At 73.2% G+C, this 20560-nt stretch carries 22 protein-coding genes and 1 pseudogene; 7 read left to right on the top strand and 16 right to left on the bottom strand.

The genetic code is table 11. From position 1 onward, the window contains the following. Window positions 1–75 precede the first annotated feature (75 nt). On the bottom strand, window positions 76–1806 hold the full coding sequence (locus ACQP00_RS11300; protein ID WP_433218013.1) for an RICIN domain-containing protein: 1731 nt from the start codon (window positions 1804–1806) through the stop codon (window positions 76–78). Between the two features lie 114 nt (window positions 1807–1920). Further along, window positions 1921–2361, bottom strand: coding sequence for a hypothetical protein (locus tag ACQP00_RS11305; RefSeq protein WP_433218015.1), 441 nt, complete (start codon window positions 2359–2361; stop codon window positions 1921–1923). Window positions 2362–2409: 48 nt separating this feature from the next. Here ACQP00_RS11305 and ACQP00_RS11310 point away from each other — a divergent pair, with 48 nt between their 5' ends. From ACQP00_RS11310 to ACQP00_RS11325, 4 genes are all read left to right on the top strand, one after another. Continuing rightward, window positions 2410–3090, top strand: a complete 681-nt coding sequence (locus tag ACQP00_RS11310; protein ID WP_433218017.1) for a response regulator transcription factor — start codon at window positions 2410–2412, stop codon at window positions 3088–3090. Beyond that, window positions 3087–4337 carry a sensor histidine kinase gene (locus ACQP00_RS11315; RefSeq protein ID WP_433218019.1) on the top strand — a complete coding sequence of 417 codons (1251 nt, stop codon included), beginning with the start codon at window positions 3087–3089 and terminating at the stop codon, window positions 4335–4337. The genes ACQP00_RS11310 and ACQP00_RS11315 overlap by 4 nt, the downstream gene beginning before the upstream one ends. Before the next feature lie 82 nt (window positions 4338–4419). Further along, entirely contained in the window at window positions 4420–4794 is a 375-nt protein-coding gene (locus ACQP00_RS11320; protein ID WP_433218021.1) for a hypothetical protein, read from the top strand. A gap of 16 nt (window positions 4795–4810) precedes the next feature. Continuing rightward, window positions 4811–5521, top strand: coding sequence for a class I SAM-dependent methyltransferase (locus tag ACQP00_RS11325; RefSeq protein ID WP_433218023.1), 711 nt, complete (start codon window positions 4811–4813; stop codon window positions 5519–5521). Here the strand turns inward: ACQP00_RS11325 and ACQP00_RS11330 are convergent. After that, window positions 5491–6039 (bottom strand): TetR/AcrR family transcriptional regulator, encoded by a 549-nt coding sequence (locus ACQP00_RS11330; RefSeq protein WP_433218025.1) that lies wholly within the window; start codon window positions 6037–6039, stop codon window positions 5491–5493. The two genes, ACQP00_RS11325 and ACQP00_RS11330, sit on opposite strands and share 31 nt — an antisense overlap. A gap of 22 nt (window positions 6040–6061) precedes the next feature. Here ACQP00_RS11330 and ACQP00_RS11335 point away from each other — a divergent pair, with 22 nt between their 5' ends. Then, window positions 6062–6532: a DUF2306 domain-containing protein gene (locus tag ACQP00_RS11335; RefSeq protein ID WP_433218027.1), complete on the top strand. Its 471-nt coding sequence runs from the start codon at window positions 6062–6064 to the stop codon at window positions 6530–6532. Here the strand turns inward: ACQP00_RS11335 and ACQP00_RS11340 are convergent. Beyond that, window positions 6522–7148: a TetR/AcrR family transcriptional regulator gene (locus tag ACQP00_RS11340; protein ID WP_433218029.1), complete on the bottom strand. Its 627-nt coding sequence runs from the start codon at window positions 7146–7148 to the stop codon at window positions 6522–6524. The two genes, ACQP00_RS11335 and ACQP00_RS11340, sit on opposite strands and share 11 nt — an antisense overlap. A gap of 82 nt (window positions 7149–7230) precedes the next feature. Here ACQP00_RS11340 and ACQP00_RS11345 point away from each other — a divergent pair, with 82 nt between their 5' ends. Next, window positions 7231–8697: an MFS transporter gene (locus tag ACQP00_RS11345; protein WP_433218031.1), complete on the top strand. Its 1467-nt coding sequence runs from the start codon at window positions 7231–7233 to the stop codon at window positions 8695–8697. 6 nt (window positions 8698–8703) lie between these two features. On the opposite strand, the gene ACQP00_RS11350 is transcribed toward ACQP00_RS11345, so the two are convergent. The 3 genes and pseudogenes from ACQP00_RS11350 to ACQP00_RS11360 form a co-directional block, all read right to left on the bottom strand. Next, a complete protein-coding gene (locus ACQP00_RS11350; protein WP_433224386.1) occupies window positions 8704–9183 on the bottom strand; it encodes a hypothetical protein in 480 nt (159 codons plus the stop codon). Window positions 9184–9256: 73 nt separating this feature from the next. After that, a pseudogene (locus tag ACQP00_RS11355) lies at window positions 9257–9568 on the bottom strand (aldo/keto reductase); the annotation flags it as partial. Beyond that, window positions 9568–9945 (bottom strand): MarR family winged helix-turn-helix transcriptional regulator, encoded by a 378-nt coding sequence (locus ACQP00_RS11360; RefSeq protein WP_433058675.1) that lies wholly within the window; start codon window positions 9943–9945, stop codon window positions 9568–9570. The pseudogene ACQP00_RS11355 and the gene ACQP00_RS11360, both read right to left, overlap by 1 nt. A gap of 108 nt (window positions 9946–10053) precedes the next feature. Between ACQP00_RS11360 and ACQP00_RS11365 the strand changes: the two genes are divergently transcribed. Then, complete coding sequence (locus tag ACQP00_RS11365; RefSeq protein ID WP_433218033.1) at window positions 10054–11457, top strand: MFS transporter; 1404 nt, start codon at window positions 10054–10056, stop codon at window positions 11455–11457. A 3-nt stretch (window positions 11458–11460) separates the two neighbouring features. Here ACQP00_RS11365 and ACQP00_RS11370 read toward each other — a convergent pair whose 3' ends face one another. Genes ACQP00_RS11370 through ACQP00_RS11410 form a run of 9 tightly spaced genes read right to left on the bottom strand, consistent with a single transcriptional unit; the run spans window position 11461 to window position 20558 of the window. Continuing rightward, window positions 11461–11925: a hypothetical protein gene (locus tag ACQP00_RS11370; RefSeq protein WP_433218035.1), complete on the bottom strand. Its 465-nt coding sequence runs from the start codon at window positions 11923–11925 to the stop codon at window positions 11461–11463. A 12-nt stretch (window positions 11926–11937) separates the two neighbouring features. Beyond that, a complete protein-coding gene (locus tag ACQP00_RS11375; RefSeq protein ID WP_433218037.1) occupies window positions 11938–12762 on the bottom strand; it encodes a hypothetical protein in 825 nt (274 codons plus the stop codon). Between the two features lie 21 nt (window positions 12763–12783). Then, window positions 12784–13995, bottom strand: a complete 1212-nt coding sequence (locus ACQP00_RS11380; RefSeq protein ID WP_433218039.1) for an MCE family protein — start codon at window positions 13993–13995, stop codon at window positions 12784–12786. After that, window positions 13992–15386: an MCE family protein gene (locus ACQP00_RS11385; protein ID WP_433218041.1), complete on the bottom strand. Its 1395-nt coding sequence runs from the start codon at window positions 15384–15386 to the stop codon at window positions 13992–13994. The genes ACQP00_RS11380 and ACQP00_RS11385 overlap by 4 nt, the downstream gene beginning before the upstream one ends. Then, window positions 15383–16525, bottom strand: coding sequence for an MCE family protein (locus ACQP00_RS11390; RefSeq protein ID WP_433218043.1), 1143 nt, complete (start codon window positions 16523–16525; stop codon window positions 15383–15385). Before ACQP00_RS11390 ends, ACQP00_RS11385 begins: the two co-directional genes overlap by 4 nt. A gap of 1 nt (window position 16526) precedes the next feature. Next, complete coding sequence (locus ACQP00_RS11395; protein ID WP_433218045.1) at window positions 16527–17513, bottom strand: MCE family protein; 987 nt, start codon at window positions 17511–17513, stop codon at window positions 16527–16529. After that, window positions 17510–18529: an MCE family protein gene (locus tag ACQP00_RS11400; RefSeq protein ID WP_433218047.1), complete on the bottom strand. Its 1020-nt coding sequence runs from the start codon at window positions 18527–18529 to the stop codon at window positions 17510–17512. Before ACQP00_RS11400 ends, ACQP00_RS11395 begins: the two co-directional genes overlap by 4 nt. After that, window positions 18526–19758, bottom strand: coding sequence for an MCE family protein (locus ACQP00_RS11405; protein WP_433218049.1), 1233 nt, complete (start codon window positions 19756–19758; stop codon window positions 18526–18528). The genes ACQP00_RS11400 and ACQP00_RS11405 overlap by 4 nt, the downstream gene beginning before the upstream one ends. Next, a complete protein-coding gene (locus tag ACQP00_RS11410) occupies window positions 19755–20558 on the bottom strand; it encodes an MlaE family ABC transporter permease (RefSeq protein ID WP_433218050.1) in 804 nt (267 codons plus the stop codon). The genes ACQP00_RS11405 and ACQP00_RS11410 overlap by 4 nt, the downstream gene beginning before the upstream one ends. Window positions 20559–20560 lie beyond the last annotated feature (2 nt).

A 20560-nucleotide genomic window follows, 5' to 3' on the forward strand; every position in this document is an offset into this window, starting at 1 on the left:
TCGATAGCCATCGCCGACGAGCGTACCGTCCGGCGCCGGGCTTGCACCAGCCCGGCGCCGGACTCCCTCGATTTCCTAGTGGTACGACCCGTCGAGCAGGCCGTTGACGTACTTCTCCACGTTGGTGTAGCCGGTGTGGTCGAAGTCGCCGGTGGCGTCGCTCGCGTTGCCGGGGTTCAGTCCGTGCGCGGTCTCCCACGCGTCGGGCATGCCGTCGCGGTCGGTGTCGGCGGGCGCGGTGCCGCCGGCGATCGTGCCGTAGCCGTTGTTGCCCAGGCCCGTGCTCGACTGGTGGGCCCACAGGTCGCCGGCCTTTCCCAGCGACTGCACGTCGCGGATGACGAGCGCGTCGACTTGGTCGCGGGGCAGTGCGCCGGCCCTGGCCACGACGTTGGCGTAGGCGGCCGCCGCGCTCGTGGCCGGGATCGCGGCCGTCGTCGCCGACCACGGGCTCGCCAGCGCGGTCGCGCCGCCGCCGAGCCCGAGCGCCGAGCCGTTCAGCACGCCGTCCCGGTTGCTGTCGATGACGTTGCCGGCGTTGTGGACCGCCTGGTTGCCCATCTGGTAGTACGCGTTGCTCGCGTTCGTCGTGCGCGGGCCGGTGATGAAGTAGTTGCCGATGACGTCGTGGGTGAAGTGGCCGCTGGAGTTCCCGGCGGTGTACCCGGCCTGGTAGTCGTAGACCACGTTGTTGATGTACTGCGTGTTCGCCTTCGCCAGCGGGCACCGGTTGTGGGCGTTGGCGAAGAGGTTGTTGTACCAGGTGTACGGGCCGGTCTCGGTGTGCGCGGCGAACTGCTGGCCGATCGGGTCGGCGTCGATGGAGTACTGCACGGTGATGTTCGTGGCGCCGACCGAGTCGATGTTGTTCCACTGCGCGAACTCGATCGACACGTGGTCGAGGATGAGCGTGCGGCCGTTGTAGAAGTTCAGCCCGCTCTTCTTCTCGTCCGGGTCGAGGTCGCCCTGGCGGAACCGGACGTTGCGCACGATGACGTTGCTCGAGTTGGCGAACGACACCTCGCGCCCCATGATGCCGATGCCGCCGCCGGGCGCGGTCTGCCCGGCGATCGTCAGGTTGCTCTTCACCGACACGGCCGAGGACAGGCTGATGTAGCCGCCGACGTCGAACACCACGATCCGGTTCGCGGCGCTGACCGCGTCGCGGAAGGAGCCCGGGCCGCTGTCGTTGAGGTTCGTCACGTGGTACACGCTGCCGCCCCGCCCGCCGCTGGCCGCCGCCCCGAAGCCGACCGCGCCGGGAAACGCCACCGCCGGTCCGACGGGCGGCGCGGAGACCTGGTTGAACGACCACTGCATCCGCGCGATGTCGCTGCAACTCTCTTGCACGATCGGGTTGTTGCCGGCCGTGGAGCCGTCCTTGTCGCTCATGCACAGGCCGGTCGCGACCGACTTCGCCAGGAACTTGCCGGGGGCGCCGGACGAGGCGGTCAGCTGCCACGTCTGGTTCGCGCTCGCCCCGCACGTCCACTGCCACAGCTGGGTGCCGGCGGTTGTGGACGAGTTCGGGACGTCGACGCACCGGCCGCTCGCGACGCTGGTCAGGCCGTAAACGCCGTTCTGGGCGACGACCCGGAACTGCTGGCCCGAGCAGGCCAGCTGGACCAGTGGGTCGCCGTTGGCCGCGCCGCTGCCGGACACGGTGAGGCACTTGCCGGACGCGCCGGAGGCCAGGGTGTACGTGCCGCCGGCGACCGGGGTGGCGGCGGCGCCGGCGGGGCGGATCGCGACCGCGGTGGTGAGCAGGCCCGCGGCGGCGACCACGAGCACGAGGGGCTTGCGCATCGAACCGTCCGTCCTTTCGTGAGGGGATCGCCACGAAAGATGCCGGCCGGACGGATCGATAACGGTTTTTGGCCCGCGGGTCGGAGCGGGCCTGGAAACCGCGTGAAAGGTACGTCAGTCGTCGCCGGACAGGGTCAGGACCGGGCTGCCGTCCGGGCAGGTCACCTGGGCCCGGACCTGCCCGCCGCCGGAGCGGGCCTTGAACCGCAGCGACGCCGCCGGCGCCGGGCCGCGCTGGACGTGGTCGGCCTCGTAGCCGGAGCGCGGGATCCACGACTCCAGGAACGCCTGGCCGTCCGTGCACGACGCGACGATGCTGCCGCCGTCCGTGGCCAGGGCGGCGCGGGTGTTCGCGGACGGTGTCGGCTGCGCGGCCGGCGCAGACGTGGACGGGGTGGGCGTCAGCTCGGCCGCGACGTCGGCCTCAGTCAAGGGGGCGTCCGACGGGCCGAACAGGCCGCGGGTCAGCAGGCCCACGGCGCCGATCGAGACCGCCGTCGCCAGCGCCGCGGCCGCCAGCCACGCCGCGATCGCCAAGGGCCAGCGCATCCGCATGCCTCCAGTGTCCGCCGGTGAAGGCTAACGCGCGGTTAAGCTCGGCCTATGGCCAAGGTGCTGATCGTGGAGGACGATGCGACGATCCGCACCGGGATCCTCAAGGCGCTCGCCGGGCGGGGGCATGTGGTGGTACCGGCGGCCACCGCCCTCGACGGGCTCCGGCTCGCCGTGGCCGAGGCCCCCGACGTGGTGCTGCTCGACCTCGGGCTGCCCGACCTCGACGGGCGGGAGGCGCTGCGGATGCTGCGCGCGGTCAGCCAGGTGCCGGTGATCGTGGTCACCGCGCGGCGCACCGAGGGCGAGATGGTGCGGGCCCTGGACGCCGGGGCCGACGACTACGTGGTCAAACCGTACGGGGCCGAACAGATCGACGCCCGGATCCGGGCCGTCCTGCGCCGCACGGCCGTTCCCGCGCAGACGTCGCTCGTGGTCGAGGCGGACGGGGTGCGGATCGACCCGCGGGCCCGCACGGCGACGCTGGACGGGGCGGCGCTGGAGCTCACGCCGCGGGAGTACGACCTGCTGCACTACCTCGTGGCCCGGGCCGGCGAGGTGGTGTCCAAGCGCGAACTGCTCACCGAGGTGTGGCAGGTGCCGTACACGGCGGCCGACAAGACCGTCGACGTGCACCTGTCGTGGCTGCGGCGCAAGCTCGGGGAGACGGCCCAGGACCCGCGGCGCATCCACACCGTGCGGCGGGTCGGCGTGAAGTTCGGCCTGCCGTGAGGCGCCGGCTCGCGCTGCTCGTCGCGGCGGCCATGGCGCTGGTCCTCGTCGCCTTCCTGGTGCCGCTGGCGCTGCTGCTGCGCACGGCGGCCGAGGACCGCGCGGTCGCCGCGGCGCGCATCCAGGCCCAGTCCCTCGGCGCGCTCGTGGCCACCGCCGACCCCGACGCGCTGCGGCTCACCGTCGAACAGTCCAATGTGGACGCCGACCACCCGGTCACGGTCTACCTTCCCGACGGTACCGTCCTGGGCGCACCCGTCACCGCCACGCCGGCCGCCCGCCTCGCCGCCCAGCGGGGCAGTTTCAGCGTCGCGCACGCCGACGGGCGCGAGGTGCTGGTGGCGGTGCAGGGCCTGCCCGGCGGGACGGCGGTCGTGCGCTCGTTCGTGCCCGAACGGGACCTGCGCCGGGGCGTCACCCGCTCCTGGCTCGTGCTCGCCGCCGTCGGGGTCGCGCTGCTGCTGCTCGGGCTGGCCGTGGCCGATCGGCTGGCGGTGGCGGTGGTGCGCCCGATCCGTACCCTCGCGGCGGTTTCCGAGGGGCTCTCCGGGGGCGACCTCGACCGCCGCGCGCCCGCCGGGGACGGGCCGCCGGAGGTCCGGCTGGTCGCCGCCGCGCTCAACCGGCTCGCCGGCCGCATCCGCGATCTGCTGCGCCAGGAGCGCGAGGCCGCCGCCGACCTGTCGCACCGCATGCGCACCCCGATGACCGCGCTGCGCCTGGACGCCGAGGGGCTGGCCGACCCGGGCGAGGCGGCGCGGATGCTCGAGCACGTCGGCGCGCTGGACCGGGCCCTCACCGCCGTCATCGAGGACGCCCGGCGCGAGCGGGACGCGCCCGCGTGCGACGCCGCCGCCGTGGTGGCCGAGCGGGTCGCGTTCTGGTCGGTGCTCGCCGAGGACCAGGGCCGCGCCGCGCGGCTCGACCTCGCGCCCGGCCCGCTGCCCGTCGCGGTGGCCGCGGCCGACCTCGCCGCGGCCGTGGACGCGCTGCTGGGCAACGTCTTCGCGCACACCGGGGAGGGCACCGGGTTCGCCGTCGCGCTGAGCGCCGCGCCCGGGCGGGTCGAGCTGGTCGTCGAGGACGACGGGCCCGGCTTCGACCCGGCGGCGGGGGAGCGGGGCGTCAGCGGCGGCGGCTCGACCGGCCTCGGCCTGGACATCGCCCGCCGCACCGCCGAGTCCACCGGCGGGCGGCTGCACATCGCCGGCTCGCGGGTGACGGTCGCGCTCTTAACCGATCGTTAGCCTCGCGCCAGGAACGCCTTGACGAAGGTGCCGGGAGGGTTGGTCGCACAAGCAACACAGCGATCAGGAAGGTGTACCTCCAATGCGCAGACTCATCCTCATCGGCGCGACGACCGCGGCGGCCCTGGCCCTCGGCGGGACGGCGCTGGCCGCGTCCTCGGATTCGTCCTCGGACCCCTCCTCGGTGCCGTCCCAGGTAGTGGTCAGCGAACGTGCCACTCCTGAGGACAACCCGTCCCGTGGCGTGGACGACAATCCGTCCCGCTCCGTGGACGACGACCCGACTCCCCACGAGACCACGTCGGCCGAGGTCAGCGCGTCGCCGTCGGTCAGCGCCACCGTGGATGACCACGGCGGACTCCGCACCCACGAGGCCGGCGACGACCACGTGCGGGGTGGTCACGGCCGCGACGACCGCGGTGGAGACGATCATGGGGGTTCCGGCCACCGGCGATAGCTGCGATCATGTCGCCGTGCCCCTGCTCGACGACGACGCCCTCGCCGGATCGGCAGTGGTGGCGAACTCCGCGATGAACCGCGAACGCGGCCTCGACGGTGTCAACAGCTACGAGCGCGAGCTCGGCTTCAACCCGGTCGAGGTGATCACGGCCCTGGCCCGCGTCACCGGCGCGCCGGACACGGTCGCGTGGCTCGACCTGTGCTGCGGCTCCGGCCGGGCGCTGGTCGAGGCCGCGCGGCGGATCGACGAGCAGGGTGTGGCGGGGCGGGTGCTGGTCGAGGGCGTCGATCTCGTCGACGCGTTCGTCCCGGCGCCCGACGTGCCGTGGCTGCGGCTGACCGCGGCGCCCGTGCTCGGCTGGGCGCCGCGCCGGCGCTACGACCTCATCACCAGCGTGCACGGCCTGCACTACGTCGGCGACAAGCTCGGCCTGCTGACCCGGGCGGCGAGCTGGCTGACCGCCGGCGGCCGCTTCGTCGCCGACCTGGATCTGGCCGAGGTGCGGCTGGCCGACGGCACCCCCGCGGGGCGCCGCCTCGCGACGGACCTGCGCGACGCCGGGTTCAGCTACGACGGCCGGCGCCGGCGGATCGGGCGCGACGACCGCGGGGACGTCGACCTGCCCTACGAGTACCTGGGCGCCGACGACAGCGCGGGCCCGAACTACACCGGCCAGGAGGCCGTGCACTCGTACTACCGGCGCAGGAAGGGCACCCCCGCGTAGCCCAGCTGCTCGGCGTAGTGCTCGCCGCCGACCTTGCCGGCCAGCTCCAGGCTGACCATGCCGTGCGCGAGGGCCCACAGGTGCAGCGCCACGGGTTCCGGGTCGTCGCCGGTGAACACGCCCTCTGCCTGGCAGCGGGCCACGCCCTCGACGAGGGGGCGGTAGGTGGCGTCCGCGGCCTCCGTGTGCCCGAAGCCGCCGGTGAACATCAGGCCGTACAAATGCGGGCTGTGCAAGGCGGCCTCGCGGTAGGCCATGCCGAGCCCGATCAGGTCGACGAGCGGGTCGTCGGTCCTCGGGGTGGCGGCGAGCGCCTCGCCCAGCCGCCGGAACCCCTCCCGGTGCATCGCGTCGAGCAGGCCCCGCTTGTCGCCGAAGAGGGTGTAGACGGGCATCGTCGAGACCCCCGCGGCCGCCGCCACCTTGCGCAGGGACAGCCCGCCGGGGCCCTCCTCGACGAGGATGCGCGCCGCGGCGTCGACCAGCCGCCCGGTGAGCTCGCTGTTGACCTGGGCCACGGTCAGCGACTATAACAGTGTTATGAGCGATAACGTTGTTATTCCGCTCCACGCCGCGGCCGCGACCGTCTCGCTGCTGCTGGGCGCCTACAACCTGCTGCGCCGCACCCGGGGCGACCGGGTGCACAAGGTGGCCGGCCGCGTGTGGGTCGGCGCGATGTACTTCACGATCATCAGTTCGTTCCTCATCCAGTCCCTGAACCCGGGGCACTTCAGCTGGATCCACGGGCTCTCGGCGTTCACCTTCGGGACGCTGAGCATCGCGCTGTGGGCCGCGCTGACCGGGCGGATCGAGACCCATCGACGGTTCATGACCGGCTCGTACCTGGGGCTGCTGGGCGCGTTCGCCGGCGCGGTGGTGGTGCCGCAGCGGGACATTCCACAGTGGATCGTGCACCGCCCGCTGGAACTGGCGCTGGGCGCGCTGGCCTGCGCGGCGGTCGCGGCGCTGGTGGTGCTGGCCGGGCGGCGGGGGAGGCGGGTCAGCGCTTGACGGTGCCCGGCGTGACGCCGTAGACGAGGCGCAGGATGGCGTCGGTGAGGGTGTCGAGCAACTCGTCCTCGTCGTAGGCGCCCGGGTTCGCATACATGTCGGCGAACGTGATGCTGCGGAGGTGGACCGCCATCTTGGCGAGCAGGTCGGGCGGTCCGCCGACGGTCCGGCCGGCCCGCGCGTCGCGCTCGATGCGCCTGCTGAACGCGGTGCATCCGTCGTCGACCAGGCGGTCGCGGACGTGCATGACCTCGGGGCCGGGGTCGGGCGTGATGAACGCCTCGCGCAGCCAGCGCCCGTCGGCCTTCCAGCGGGCCAGACCGGCGGCCAGGCCCCGGCGCAGCGCTTCGCGGTCGAGCCCGTCGGAGGCGAGCCACTCGGCCATCTCGACGTCGGCCTCGGCCAGCCGCTGGTCGACCAGCGCGGCCAGCAGGGCCTGCTTGGACTCGAAGTAGAAGTAGAAGCCGGACCGCGCGATGCCGGCCGCGCCCGCCAGGTCGTCGATCGTCACCTGGCTGATCGACTTGTCCCGGAAGACGTCCCGGGCGGCGTCGATCAGGGCCTGCTCGCGCTGATCGCCCTTGGTGGGGGCCCGTCGGCTTCTGGTGGCTGGCACGGCGTCGACTGTACCCGACGTCTCATCGTTTATTTTCGACACCGTGTTGAAAATGGTCGGCGGCGCGTCTAGGTTCGGTTGCGTGAGCCTCAGAACGCGTCTCGCCCTGCCCGTCGCCTGCTACGTGGTGCTGCTCGTCTCGGCGCTGCAGACCCTGGTCGTCCCGGTCGTCGCCGACATCCAGCGGCACCTGGGCGTCTCGGCCAGCTCGGCCAGCTGGGTGGTGACCGCCAACCTGCTCGCCGCCGCGGTCTTCACCCCGATGCTGGGCCGGCTCGGCGACCTCTACGGCCGCCGCCCGGTGATGCTCGGCGTGCTGGCCGTCGTGCTGCTCGGCTCGGTGCTCGCCGCCACCACCTCCAGCCTGCCCCTGCTGCTGGCCGGCCGGGTCGCGCAGGCCGCCAGCTTCGGCCTGTTCCCGCTGGCCATCGGCATGCTGCGGGAGGAACTGCCGGCCCCGCGGCTGACCGGCGCGATGGCCGTGGTCAGCGGCATGCTCTCGGTCGGCGCCGGCTTCGGCCTCGTCGTCACCGGCCTGCTCATGCGCCACGGCGGCGACTACCACCAGCTGTTCTGGCTCTCCACCGCGCTCACCGCGATCGGCCTGGCCGGCGTCTGGCTGCTGCCCCGCCGCGCGGGCGCGGCCACCGGCCGCCTCGACTGGACCGGCGCCGTCCTGCTCGGCCTCGGCCTGGTGCTGCTGATCCTGCCGCTGGAGGAGGGCAACGGCTGGGGCTGGGGCTCGCCCCGCGTCATCGGCTCGCTCGTGGCCGCGGTCGTCGTGCTGGCCGCGTTCGTCCTGTTCGAGCGGCGGGTCACCCACCCGCTGGTCAGCCCGCGCATGCTGCGCCACCGCCCGATCGTGGTGGCCAACGCGGCCGGCCTGTTCCTGGGCTTCGCGATGTTCGCCGTCTTCCTGGCCACCTCGGCCCTGGTGCAGACCCCGCCCGCGGTCGCCGGCTACGGCTTCGGCGCCTCGGTCCTCGCGGCCAGCCTCGTCTACCTGCTCCCCGGCACCGCCGGCGGCGTGATCACCGCCCCGCTCGGCGGCCGGCTCGTGGCCCGCTTCGGCGCCAAGGCCACCCTGGTCATCGCGGCCGTCCTGGCCGGCCTGGGCTTCACGATGCTGGCGCTGTTGCACTCGGCCACCTGGGAGGTCATCGTGGGCGCGCTGGCGGTGAACTCGGCCGTCACCTTCGGCTACGCGGCGCTGCCCGCCCTGCTCATCGCCAACGTCGAACCGGCCGAGACGGGCATCGCCAACAGCGTGAACTCGATCGCCCGCTCGGTCGGCATGTCGCTGGGCACCGCGTTCGTGGTCACCATGGTCACCCGCAACCCGATCCCGGGCCCGGTCCCGCTGCCCCGCGAGGCCCAGTTCGTGACCGTGTTCGCGGTGGGCGCGGTGCTGGCGGCGATCGCCGCGGTGGTCGTCGCCTGGGCCCTGCCCAAGCCGCGGCCGGTCGCGTTCACGGTCGAGGAGGTCGAGACCGACGAGGTCCTCGGCGCCGCCGGCCTGGACGTGCCGGCCGTCCCGGCCCATCGCTGAGCGGGCTCAGGTCCAGGGCAACGCGGATCTCGTACCCCAGTAGGCGTCCGGCGCCTCGGGCTCGATCGCGAGGTTCGGGGTAGCCGTCAGGGCGCGCAGGTTGCTGTGGAGCTGCGCGACCGTGGCGGCGCCGGACAGGACGACATCAGCGAACGGCTGGGCGAGTGCCGTGGCCAGCGCGCCGGCGTCGCGGGCGGCCAGCCGGCCGTTGGCCAGGGCCTCCTTGACGATGACGCGGCGGCCGTCCGCGTGCGCCTCGGCCAGTGCCGGCCCGGCCGACGGTTCGAGGGGGTTCCAGGTCGCCTGGACCGAGCGGAACAGCGGCGCGCCGTCCACCTCGACGCGCAGCGCGGCGCGGATCGCCGCCGCCTGGGCGGGGCCGCTCACCGACAGGCCGATGGTCAGCCCCGAATCGGCCAGCAGCCGGTGCAGCGTGCGATCGGTGAGGGCCGGGCTGTCCGGGGTCACCGAATGGATCTGGTACACCCCCGAGCCGACCCCCCAGCAGCCCGCGCGACTCGGCGAGCTGGCGCTCGAACGTGGCGGGGGAGTGGTCCTTGGTCTCGTGCACCGGGGCGTCGACGCGCCAGCCGGCTGTGTAGGTGTAGCCCCATTTCGAGCCGACCCGCACGTCCTCGTGGCCCGGCAGCCAGGCGGCCAGGAACTCCTCGGCGCGGCCGTACGAGCGGGCCACGTCGACGTAGCGGATGCCGGCCGCGTACGCCGCGTCGAGCAGCTCGTGGGCGCGGGCCCGCAGCGCCTCGACCGTGCGCTCGGCGGGCAGGTCGCGGTCCCGGCCCGTGGTGATGTAGCCCGGCCGGCCCACGGCGGCCAGGCCGAGGCCGAGCGCACGGCCGGGCGCCGGCGGCATCAGGCGGGCTGGAGGTGCTCGGCGAGGATGGCGAGGTGGGTGCGGCGGGCGGCGGTGTGCCGGGCCAGGCCCTCCTCGGTCAGGTTGACGAACACGCCGCGGCGGTCGGAGTCGCACAGGGCCCGTGCGACCAGGCCGGTCTTCTCCAGGCGGGCGACCGCGCGGGACAGGGCGCTCTGGCTCAGGTACATGTCGGCGGCCAGGTCCTGCATGCGTCGCTTCTCACAGTCCTGGGCGACCAGGCGATCGAGGATCTCGAATTCGCTCAGGGTCAGGCCGTGCTCGTCCGACAGGGCTCGCTCCAGGTGTCCGGCGAGCTCGTTGTAGCTGGTCAGCAGGGAGCGCCACCGCTCGATCAGGGCTACCTCGGACCTCATGCGCGGCATCCTACTCCTCCGGCTCGTCGAGTGCATCTGCATTAAATGCATGGGCAACTAGTGCTTGGACATTGTTTGCGCATGCATCTAGTGTCCACTCTCGTGACCATGACCTTGACCCAAGTCGATCAGGACCGGAGCGCGTCGCGGCGGCTGTGGGGGGTGCTGGCGGTGCTCTGCGCCGTGCTGTTCCTCGACGGGCTCGACGTCTCGATGGTCGGCGTCGCGCTGCCGTCGATCGGGGCCGAGCTCGGCCTGTCCACGACGTCGCTGCAGTGGATCGTCAACGGCTACGTCCTCGGGTACGGCGGGCTGCTCCTCCTCGGCGGCCGCACGGCCGACCTGCTCGGGCGGCGCCGCGTCTTCCTCATCGCGCTCGGCGTCTTCGCCGTCGCGAGCCTGGTCGGCGGGCTCGTCGACGACGGCGGCCTGCTGATCGCCACCCGCTTCGTGAAGGGCCTCGCCGCCGCGTTCACCGCGCCGACCGCCCTGTCCATCCTCACCACCACCTTCCCGGAGGGCCCGGCCCGCAACCGCGCGCTGTCGGTGTTCTCGGTCTTCGGCGCCAGCGGCTACTCCTCCGGCCTCATCCTCGGCGGCCTGCTCACCAGCGTCGGCTGGCGCTGGACGTTCCTGATCCCGGTCCCGCTCGCGGTCGCCGCGCTCGTCGCCGGCATCGCCCTCATTCCGCGCGACCGGCCCGCGGCCGAGGGCGGGCACGACCTGGCCGGCGCGGCGACGCTCGTCGGCGGCATGCTCCTGTCGGTGTACACCGTCGTGTCCGCGCCCGGCCGGGGCTGGCTCGACCCGGTGACCCTCGGGCTCGCCGGCGCCGCGGTGCTGCTGCTGGCCGCGTTCCTGGTCCTCGAGCGCCGCGTGCCGCACCCGCTGATCCGGCTCGGCATCCTGCGGATCGGCTCCATCGTGCGCGCGAACCTGAGCATGGTGGCGCTGTTCGGCTCCTACCTGAGCTTCCAGTTCATGATGACGCTGTACCTGCAGGACGTGCGGCACTGGTCGCCGCTGCGGATGGCGCTGGCGCTGCTGCCGGCCGGGCTGCTGGTCGCGTTCGGCTCGCCGTTCGTCGGGCGGCTCATCACCCGGTACGGCACCGCGCCCCTCATCGCCGGCGCGATGCTCTCGATGAGCCTCGGGTACGGCTGGTTCCTGCTCACCGCCGGCAGCACGCCGCACTACGCGGTGACGACGCTGCCGACCATGCTGCTGCTGGGCGGGGGCTTCGCGTTCGGCTTCAGCTCCATCATGGCCCAGGCCACCGACGGCATCGAGGACGCCGAGCAGGGCCTGGCCTCCGGGCTGGTGCAGACCTCGGGCCAGGTCGGCGCGGCGCTGGTGCTGGCCCTGGTGACGGCGCTCGTCGCGGCGGCCAGCCCGGCCTCGCGGGACGACTTCAGCCAGTTCCACCCGGGCATCAACCTGGTGACCGGTGTGGCGGTGCTCGGGCTGATCCTCAGCCTGGTGCCGCTGGTGTCCCGGCGCGCCAGGGCTTAGGCGTCACACGGCGAGGGCGTGGGACACCTTCCACGCCCCGCCGACCGGCACCATGGTGAGCACCACCCGGTTCTGGTCGACCTTCTCGCCCGTGATGTTGGCGTTGCGCCGGTACTGGTCCACGTACACCAGCAGCTCCACTTGCGACGGTGACGCGCTCACCACGCCGGTGGCCGAGACCGAGGCGCGCACGATCGCCTGCTCGGCCACCGCGTTGGCCTTGAGCGCGCCCGTCGTCTGCGCGTACTCGTCCGCGAAGCCGCCGGTCGTGAAGGTGCGGCCGTTGGCCACGCTCGCGTCGAAGCTGCGGTAGTCGTAGGAGAAGATGGCCTGCGCGGCGGCGTTGGCGGCGGCCGTGGACTGGCGCACCGCGACATCGCGCCGGTGGTGCTGATCGGTGCCGTACCAGCCCGCGCCGGACATGGCGAGGGCGGCGAGGATCAGGCCGTACCACCAGAGGCGTTGCATGGTTCTGCTCCCTCAGCCGACGAACTGCAGCTTGGACACGAGCCAGCGGCCGGAGTCGCGGTCGCGGGACAGGTCGACCTGGATGCGGTAGTGCGACGCCCGGCCGTCGGGGGCCTTGCTGTTGCGCACGGTCGCGTCGACGGCCACGAGCACCACGGCCGAGTCGCGGTCGCCGGAGACCAGCGCGGCCCGCAGCACGGTGCCCTTGGAGTCCACATTGTTCTCCACCACCGCCGCCCGGACCTGGGCCTGGCCGCGGGTGAACTCGTCGCGGAAGTCGCCCGTGGCGCCGGCGGTGATCCGCTGCAGGTCCCGGTCGACGCTGCCGGCGCTCACCGAGACGAAGTCCACTGTGGTCTGCCGGGCCGCCGCCAGCGCTTCCTGGTGCGCGTTTTCCAAGGCCCGGATGTCGTACCACCTGAGCCCCGACACCACCGCCACCGCCACCGCCGCACACGCCAGGACCGCCTTGAGCGCGGTGCCGGGCGAGGGGCGGGACAGGCGGCGGCGCCGCGGCCCGGGCTCCGGCTCCCGGCGCCGCACCGAGCGGGCGGGACCCCGCCGGTGCGGCGCCGTTCGCCGACGAGGACGCTTCCCGGCGTCGACCTCGTCGAGAGCAATGCTGGTGTCCACCGTGGACGGCTTGGCCTCGGCCTCGATGACGGCCGGCTCCTCGTCCAGGTGGGAAAGGACGCTCGCGATGGTGTCGCGGCGTTTGGGCGGTGCCTGGCGGCGGGTGGCGGCCCGCCGCCGGACGCTGCGCGGCGCGAGCCGCTCGTTCGAGCCGTCGGCGCCGCCGGGGACGAGCCGCAGGCCGCGCTCATCGGATGCGGACACGGGAACCTCCAAGGACGCGGCTCACGGCGCCAGGCCGGCGAGCAGGAGTTGTTTCCAGGACTGGTCGCCGGCGAGCGCGTACTGCCCGCCGGTGCTGCCGAACAGCAGCGGATTGCCGTCGGCGGCGAGGACGGTGCCGGTCGCCGGGTCGTACGACGGCGGGGCCGGGTCGCCCGAGGAGCCGGGGCGCGGGGCGTTGTTGGTGCCGCGGACGCTCGAGCCCTTGGCCTGATCGGCCGCGCTGCACCGGGTCGAGCCCGCGTACTTGCACGGCGGCGGATCGTCCACATTGACCACCAGCCCGAAGTGGGCGGTGCCGTCGCCGGGGGTGACCGTGAAGCCGCCGGCCACCGCGAGCGGGTACACGACGAGGACCTGCTCGATGCCCGGCAGCCGCCGCGCCGCGACCCCGTTGACCGCGATCAGGTTGGCCAGCAGCGGGCCGATCGACGGGTCGAGGCCGTCGAGCAGCGCGACGAGCTCGCGCGCGGCCGGCGGGGCGTCGGTGATGATCCGGCGCAGGTCGGCGTCGGAGGAGCGCAGGGTCGCGGCGACCTGGGCCAGCCCCGCCGCCCACTGCCGGATCGCCGCGGCCGAGTCCTGCTGGGTCTGCAGCACGGTACGCCCGTCGGCGAGCAGCGTCCGCGTCTGCGGCAGCGTCTGCGTGGCGGCGTCGAGGATCGCCTGGCTCGCGTCGAGGATGCGCCGCAGCGCCTGCTCGTTGCCCTCGAACGCGGTGCCGAGCTCGTCGATGACGACGCTCAGCGCGTGCGGGTCGACCGACTGCACGAGCGCGTCGAGGTTGGCCAGCAGCGTCTCGGGCGCGAGCGGGATGCCGGTGCGCTCGCGGGGGATGACCGCCCCGTCGCGCAGGTACGGCCCGCCGTCGCCGTCCGGCCGCAGGTCCAGGAACTGCTCGCCGACGGCCGAGCGCTGCCCGACCACGGCCCGGGTGCCGGCCGGGACGAGCACGCCGTCGTCGAGGTGCAGCCGGGCCCGCGCGCCTCCATTGTGGAGGGTGACCGACTCGACCCGGCCCACCGGCACGCCCCGGTAGGTCACCGGCGCGTTGGCGAACAGCCCGCCGGCCTGGGTCAGCTCGGCGTAGACGGTGGTGCCGCGGCCGAGCAGGCGGTCGCCGAGCCCGACGTACTCCAGCCCGACGTAGGCGAGCCCGACCAGCCCGACGACGAGGAACGCGAGGACCTGCAGCTTCGCGGAGCGGGGAATCATGGCAGCAGCCCTCCGCCCAGGACGTCGTCCAGGCCGCCCTGCTGGCCGTTGGTGGCCCCGGTGACGGGCGGCAGCAGGCACGCGGGGGTGAGCGCGGTGCCCGGCGGGAGCAGCGTCCCGGGCGGGAACACGGTCCCCGGCGGCACGATCCCGCCCGGCGGCAGCAGGCTTCCCGCGGGCGGCTTGGTGCCCGGCGGCACCAGCTTGCAGTCCGTGGGCAGCTCGCACCCCTTCGGCGGGACCCAGCCGGGCGGCAGCAGGCCGCCGACCGGCAGGCAGCCCAGCGGCAGCACCCCGATGATCGGCGGCGGCGTGCTCGCGGGCGGCTTGCTGCCGCTCTTCGGCGGCTGGCCCGAGGACGACCCCGTCGACTTGCCGGCCGGCGCCTGGGTCTGCGCCTGGGCGGCCGGAGGCGCGGTCTGGACCAGCAGGTTCGACAGGATGGTGGTCGCGTCGAGGTCGGCGGTCGCGCCCAGGTTCACGTAGTCGCCGACGATCGCACCGCTGACGTTGGGCGGGAACGGGAACGACAGCAGGAAGTCGAGCGAGTTCGGAAGGGCGTCTCCCGCCTGCACCAACTGCTGCAGGATCGGCTGGAGGGCCTTGAGCGAGGCGAGGGTGTCGTCGCGGCTCGCCTCGATGACGTGGGTGCCGACCTCGCCCAGGTCGCCGAGGGCCGTGAGGGTGGCGGTGAGCTGCTCGCGCTGCTCGGCCAGGACGGTCAGGCCGGGGGCGAGGGAGGTCAGGGCGGTACCGATGACGTCCCTTTGCTTGGCAAGACTCGTGGTGAGGCGGTCCAGCGCGTCCAGGGCGCGGACGATGTCGGCCTTCTGCGCGTCGAGCCCGCCGACGAACGCGTCGAGCTGGTGCAGCGCGTCCTTGGCGGCCGGTTCGCGGCCCTGGAACGCGGTGGCCAGCTCCTCGTTGATGGTCTTGAGCTGGGCGAGGCCGCCGCCGTTGAGCAGCATGCCGAGCGCGGCCAGCACCTCCTCGACCTCGGCGGCGCGCCGGGTCCGGCTCAGCGGCACGATCGAACCGTCGCCGAGTTTCCCCTGCGGCGCCTCGGTCGTCGGCGCCTCCAGGGCCACGTACTTCTCGCCGAGCAGGCTCGTCTGCCGCACCGCCGCCGTCGCATTGCCGGGCAGACCCACCTTCGCGTCGACGCGAAGTCGCACCCGCGCCGTCCACCCGTCCAGCGAGATCCGCTCGACGCTGCCCACGGTCACGTCGTTGACCTTCACCGCGGCCTGCGGCACCAGGTCGAGCACGTCGGCGAACTCGGCGGTGACGGTGTACCCGGGCCCCGACGGCGCCCCGCCCGGGAGGTCGAAGCCGCAGCCGCCGGCGAGGAGGCAGACGCCGGCGGCCGCGGCGGTCAGGGTTCTTCTCATGACACACCCCGCAGGATGCCGCCGAGGGTCAGGTCCTGCGTCACCTGGGGCACGCTGGGCAGGGCGGGCGCCTTGGCCTGCTGGGTGGGTGGGATCGGCGGCAGCAGTCCGCCGAGGGCCTGGCACTCCTTGGGCAGCTTGGCGCCGCCGAGGTTGTCGTTGATCACGGAGCAGACATAGGTGGCGAGGTCATACGGGCCCAGCGCGTCGTCGCGGGTGTCCAACGTGCCGGAGCCCGGGTTGTACGCGAGGTTCAGGTTCGACAGCGCCAGCGGGGCGAGGTCCAGGATCTGGATGATCGCCTTCTGCTGCTTGGCCAGGATTCCGGTCACGTCGGCCAGCGCGTCCACATTGGACACCAGCGCGGCCCGGTTGTCCCGGATGAACCCGGTCACGCTCGACAGCGCCGTGGCCAGGGCCCGCAGCGCGGCCGCGAGGTCGTCCCGCTCGCCCGAGAGCTGCCCGGCGACGTCGGCCAGGCGCTGGTTGAACGCCCGTACCGCGGCATCGCTCCGGGCCAGCGCGGTGGTGAACTGCTGCAGGTTGACCAGCGTGCCGAAGAGGTCCTGGCGCCCGTCGGCCACGGTGCTCAGCGCCTTGTCCAGCCCCGCGATGGTGGTGTGCAGGTTGTCGCCGTTGCCCTGCAGGTTCGCCTGCCCGGCCTGGACCAGCTGCTTGAGCGCCCCGTCCGCGTTCGCCCCGTCCGGCCCGAGCGCGCGGTTGAAGTCGTCGAGGGCCCGGTAGATGTCGTCGATCTCCAGCGGCACCGCGGTCCGCTCGACGGGCAGGTCGGCGCGGTCGGCCAGGCTCGGTCCGGCGGTGTAGGCCGGGGTGAGCTGGACGTACCGGTCGCTGACCACGCTCGGCGGGATGATCAGGGCCTGCGCGTCGGCCGGGATCGGCCACTCGGCGTCGTAGGACATCTCGACCCGGACGGTCCGCCCCTGCGGCGTCACCGACGTGACCTCGCCGATCCGGACCCCGAGCACCCGCACCGACGAGCCCGCGTGGATGCCGACGGTCCGGGTGAAGTGCGCCACGAGATGCCGCTGCGGATGCCCCGTGAAGGCGACCACGAGGGCGACGCCGACGCCGGCGACGACCGCGACGGCAAAGGCCAGCAATCGTTTGCCGTGCATGTCACTTCCCTCCTGTCGCCGGCAGGTACGGCTGCAGGAGCCCGGCGAGGTACGAGTCGAACCAGCGCCCGTTGCCGGTCACGTTGGCGAACGCGGCCACGAACGGCCCCATCCGCTGCAACGTCAGGTCGAGGTTGTCCCGGTTGCGCTGCAGGATGCCGACGACCCCGCGCAGCTGCTCCAGGGCGGGTGTGAGCTGCTCTTTGTTGTCGGCGACGACCCCGGAGAGCTGGGTGGCGAGGGCGTTGGTCCCGACGAGCAGGTCGTGGATGGCGTCCCGGCGCTTGCTGACCTCGGTGAGCAGCGCGTCGCCGTCGGCCACGAGCTTGCGGAACTCCTCGTCCCGCGCGGCCAGCACCCCGGTGACCTCGTGCGCCCGGGCCAGCAGGGCCCGCAGCTCGGCGTCGCGGTCGCTGACCGTCCGGGACAGCCGCGAGAGCCCGTCGAGCGAGGCCTGCACGCTGCCGGGCGTGTCGGCGAACGCTTGCGCGAGCGTGGTGAACGCGTCGGCGAGCTGGGCGCTGTCGATGTGGTCGAGGGTGTCGGCCAGCCCGGTGACGGCCTGCACCACGTCGAACGGTGCCGCGGTCCGCTCGAGCGGAATCTCACCGTCCTCCGGCAGTGCCTTGTCGCCGGCGGGTTCGAGCGCCAGGTACTTCTGCCCGAGCACGGTCTTGATGCGAATGGTGGCGCGGGTCGTGCCGCCGAGCCGGACGTCGTCGTCCTCGACCCGGAACGTGACGCGCACATAGGGGCCGCTGCCGCCGCGGGCCAGGCCGACGCCGGTGACCTTCCCGACCCGGACCCCGGCGACCCGGACCTCGTTGCCGGGTGCGAGCCCGCTGGCGTCCCGGAAGGCGGCCCGATAGCTGGGCGCGGCCAGCCCGGCGATGGCATCGATCTTGAACGCGCCGAGCACCAGCGCGGCGACGACGCCGACGCCGATCGCCCCGATGAGACCGGGCCGGCGCTCGCGCAGCGGCTTCACCGGGCACCTCCCGAGCCGCAGCGGGCGGCCGTCGACGTGAAGGTCACCGGGTTGAGCTGCTGGCCGGCCAGCGTCACCCGGCCGTCGAAGTCGCAGAGGTAGAAGTTGAACCACGAGCCGTAGGAGGCCACCCGGGTCAGGTCCGCGTACCGCTGCGGCAGGCCCCGCAACGTCTTGTCGAGCACCGCCGCGTTGTCGTTCAGCGTCGTCGACAGGGTGCCCAGCTCGCCGATGTCGGACTTGAGCGACGGGCGGGCGTCCTGCAGCAGGCTCGCCGTCGCGCCGGTCAGGGCGGAGGCGTTCACCAGGGCCGAGCCGATGGCCTCGCGGTCGGCGGCCAGGCCGGACACGAAGTCCTGCAGCCGGGCGATCACCGTGTCCAGGTCGTCGCGGTGGTCGTCCAGGGTGGTCAGGACCGCGTTGAGGTTGGTCACCACGCGGCCGATCACGGCGTCGCGGTCCGCGAGGGTGGTGGTCAGCGAGGCCGTGCTGCGCAGCAGGCTCGCGACCGTGCCGCCCTCGCCCTGCAGCACCTGGATGATCTCGAAGGCGAGCTGGTTGACCGCCTGCGGGGTCAGGGCGGTGAAGAGCGGCCGGAAGCCGTTGAACAGCACCGTGAGGTCCAGCGCGGGGGTGGTCCGGGACTGCGGGATCGTCGCGCCCGCGCGCAGGGTCTGGCCGCCGCCGGGGCCCTCGGTGAGGGCGATGTAGCGCTGGCCGACGAGGTTGCGGTACCGAATCGTCGCCCTGACGCTCGTGCTCAGCGGGATCTCGTCGGCGACCGTGAACGCGATCTCGGCCACGCGGTTGTCGGCCACCCGGATGTCGCGGACCTCGCCGACCTTCACGCCCGCGATGCGCACGTCGTCGCCCGCCAGCAGGCCCGTCACGTCGGTGAAGCGCGCCCGGTAGCGGGTGCCGCCGCCGGAGAAGGCGCCGAGGGTCTGCGCCAGCAGGGCCGTGAGCAGCACCGTCACCGCCGCGAAGACGGAGAGTTTGATCAGGTCGCGGGTCATTTCGCGTTCACCACCACACCGCGCAGCAGGGGGCCCCAGAGCAGGATCGCGATGTCCGGCACCTCCGCCGGCGGCACGCCCGTGGCCGCGCCCACCAGCGGGGCGAGCACCTGCTGTTCCTCGGCGGTACCCGCCTCCGTGCCCACGACGGTCTTCGCGGGACCCGGGCGGCCGGCGCCGTAGTTGTAGCCGTCGTTGATCGGCGCGCCGGGCGCGGGGACGCCGGGACCGGGCAGGCCGCGACAGTCCGGCCCGTTCCTGGCGCCGTAGACCGGCTCGTCGCCGGCGACGTACTTCCCGTTGTCCCGAGTGATCTCCAGCGTGATGTGCATCCGCCCGCCGGTGAACACCTGCTCGACCCGCGGCTGGAGGGCGACCAGGCCCTGCATCAGGCACGGATACTCCGGCGCGTACGCGGCCAGCAGCTCCAGCACCGGCCGGCTCACGTCGCCGACGGTGATCAGCTGGTCGCCGTGCTGCCGCAGGAACGTCGTGGTGCGGTCCGCCGCCGCCGTGGTGTCCGTCCAGAACGCGGCGAGCTGCTCGCGCTGCGAGGCGACGGTGTCCGCGGTGACCGAGGCGTCGCGCAACAGGTTGAGCAGGTCCGGGAGGGCGCCGTCGTACACGTCCAGCACCGCCGCCAGCCGCCGGACGTCCTCGGCGATCAGGGGCATGTCCTCGTTCAGCGCCGCCAGGTAGTCGTCCAGCGTCACCAGGTTCCGGCCCAGCTCGTCGCCCTTGCCCTCCAGCGCCGTGGCCAGCGCGCCCAGCGTCGCCGCGAGCTTGTCCGGCTGGATCGCCCGCAGCAGCGGTAGGGCGTCGTCCAGCACGCGTTCGAGTTCGAGTGCACTCGAACTGCGGTCCTGGCCGATCGTGTCGCCGTCGCGGATCGCCCGGCCGCTGCCGCCGGCGAGCGCGACGTACCGCTCGCCGAACAGCGTCTTGGGCAGCAGCCGCGCGCTGACCGAGGCCGGGATCTGCCGGGCCAGGGCCGGGTCGAGCGCGAGGCGCAGCCGCGCGGCCGAGCCGTCGCTGTCCACCGCGCGCACCTCGCCGACCACGACGCCGGCGTACTTCACCTCGGCGCCGGGACTGAGCTGCAGCCCGGTGTGCGCGGTGGTCAGCGTCACCCGGGTCACCGGCGTGAAGACCTTGTTGTACTGCAACACGGCCAATCCCAGCGCACTGCTCAGCAGGACGATGAAGGCAACTCCCAGCAGCCGTCTCATCCGGCGATCCGCACCGTGGTGGTCGCGCCCCAGATGGCCAGCGACAGGAAGAAGTCGACGACGTTGACGGCGACGATCGCCAGGCGCACCGCGCGCCCGACCGCGACCCCGACACCGGCCGGCCCGCCGCTCGCCGTGTAGCCGTACCAGCAGTGCACCAGCACCACGATCACGCTGAACACCAGCACTTTGGCGAACGACCACAGCACGTCGGCCGGCGGCAGGAACAGGTGGAAGTAGTAGTCGTAGGTGCCGGCCGACTGTCCGAAGTAGAAGATCGCCATGGTCCGGGTGGCGACGTAGCTCGACAGCAGCCCGACCGCGTAGAGCGGCAGGACCGCGATCAGCCCGGCGATCATGCGCGTGGTGACCAGGAACGGCAGCGACGGCACGGCCATCACCTCGAGCGCGTCGACCTCCTCGGAGATCCGCATTGCGCCCAGCCGGGCGGTGAACCCGCAGCCCACCGTGGCCGACAGCGCCAGCGCGGCGACCAGCGGGGCGATCTCGCGGGTGTTGAAGTACGCGGAGACGAACCCGGTGAACGCGCTGCTGCCGATCTGATCCAGCGCCTGATAGCCCTGCAGGCCGACCTCGGTGCCGGTGAAGAACGTCATGCAGCAGATCACGCCGACCGTGCCGCCCGCGACCGCGAGCACGCCGCCGCCGAAACTGACCTCCGCCAAGAGCCTGAAGACCTCGCGTTTGTACCGTCTGATCGTGCGCGGTACCCAAGCGAACGCCCGCAGATAGAAGTGCAGCTGCCCGCCCAGATCGTCGAGCCGTTGCATGATGGCCATGG

This window comes from Dactylosporangium sp. CS-047395, from assembly GCF_050942185.1.
Taxonomy (GTDB): Bacteria; Actinomycetota; Actinomycetes; order Mycobacteriales; family Micromonosporaceae; genus Dactylosporangium.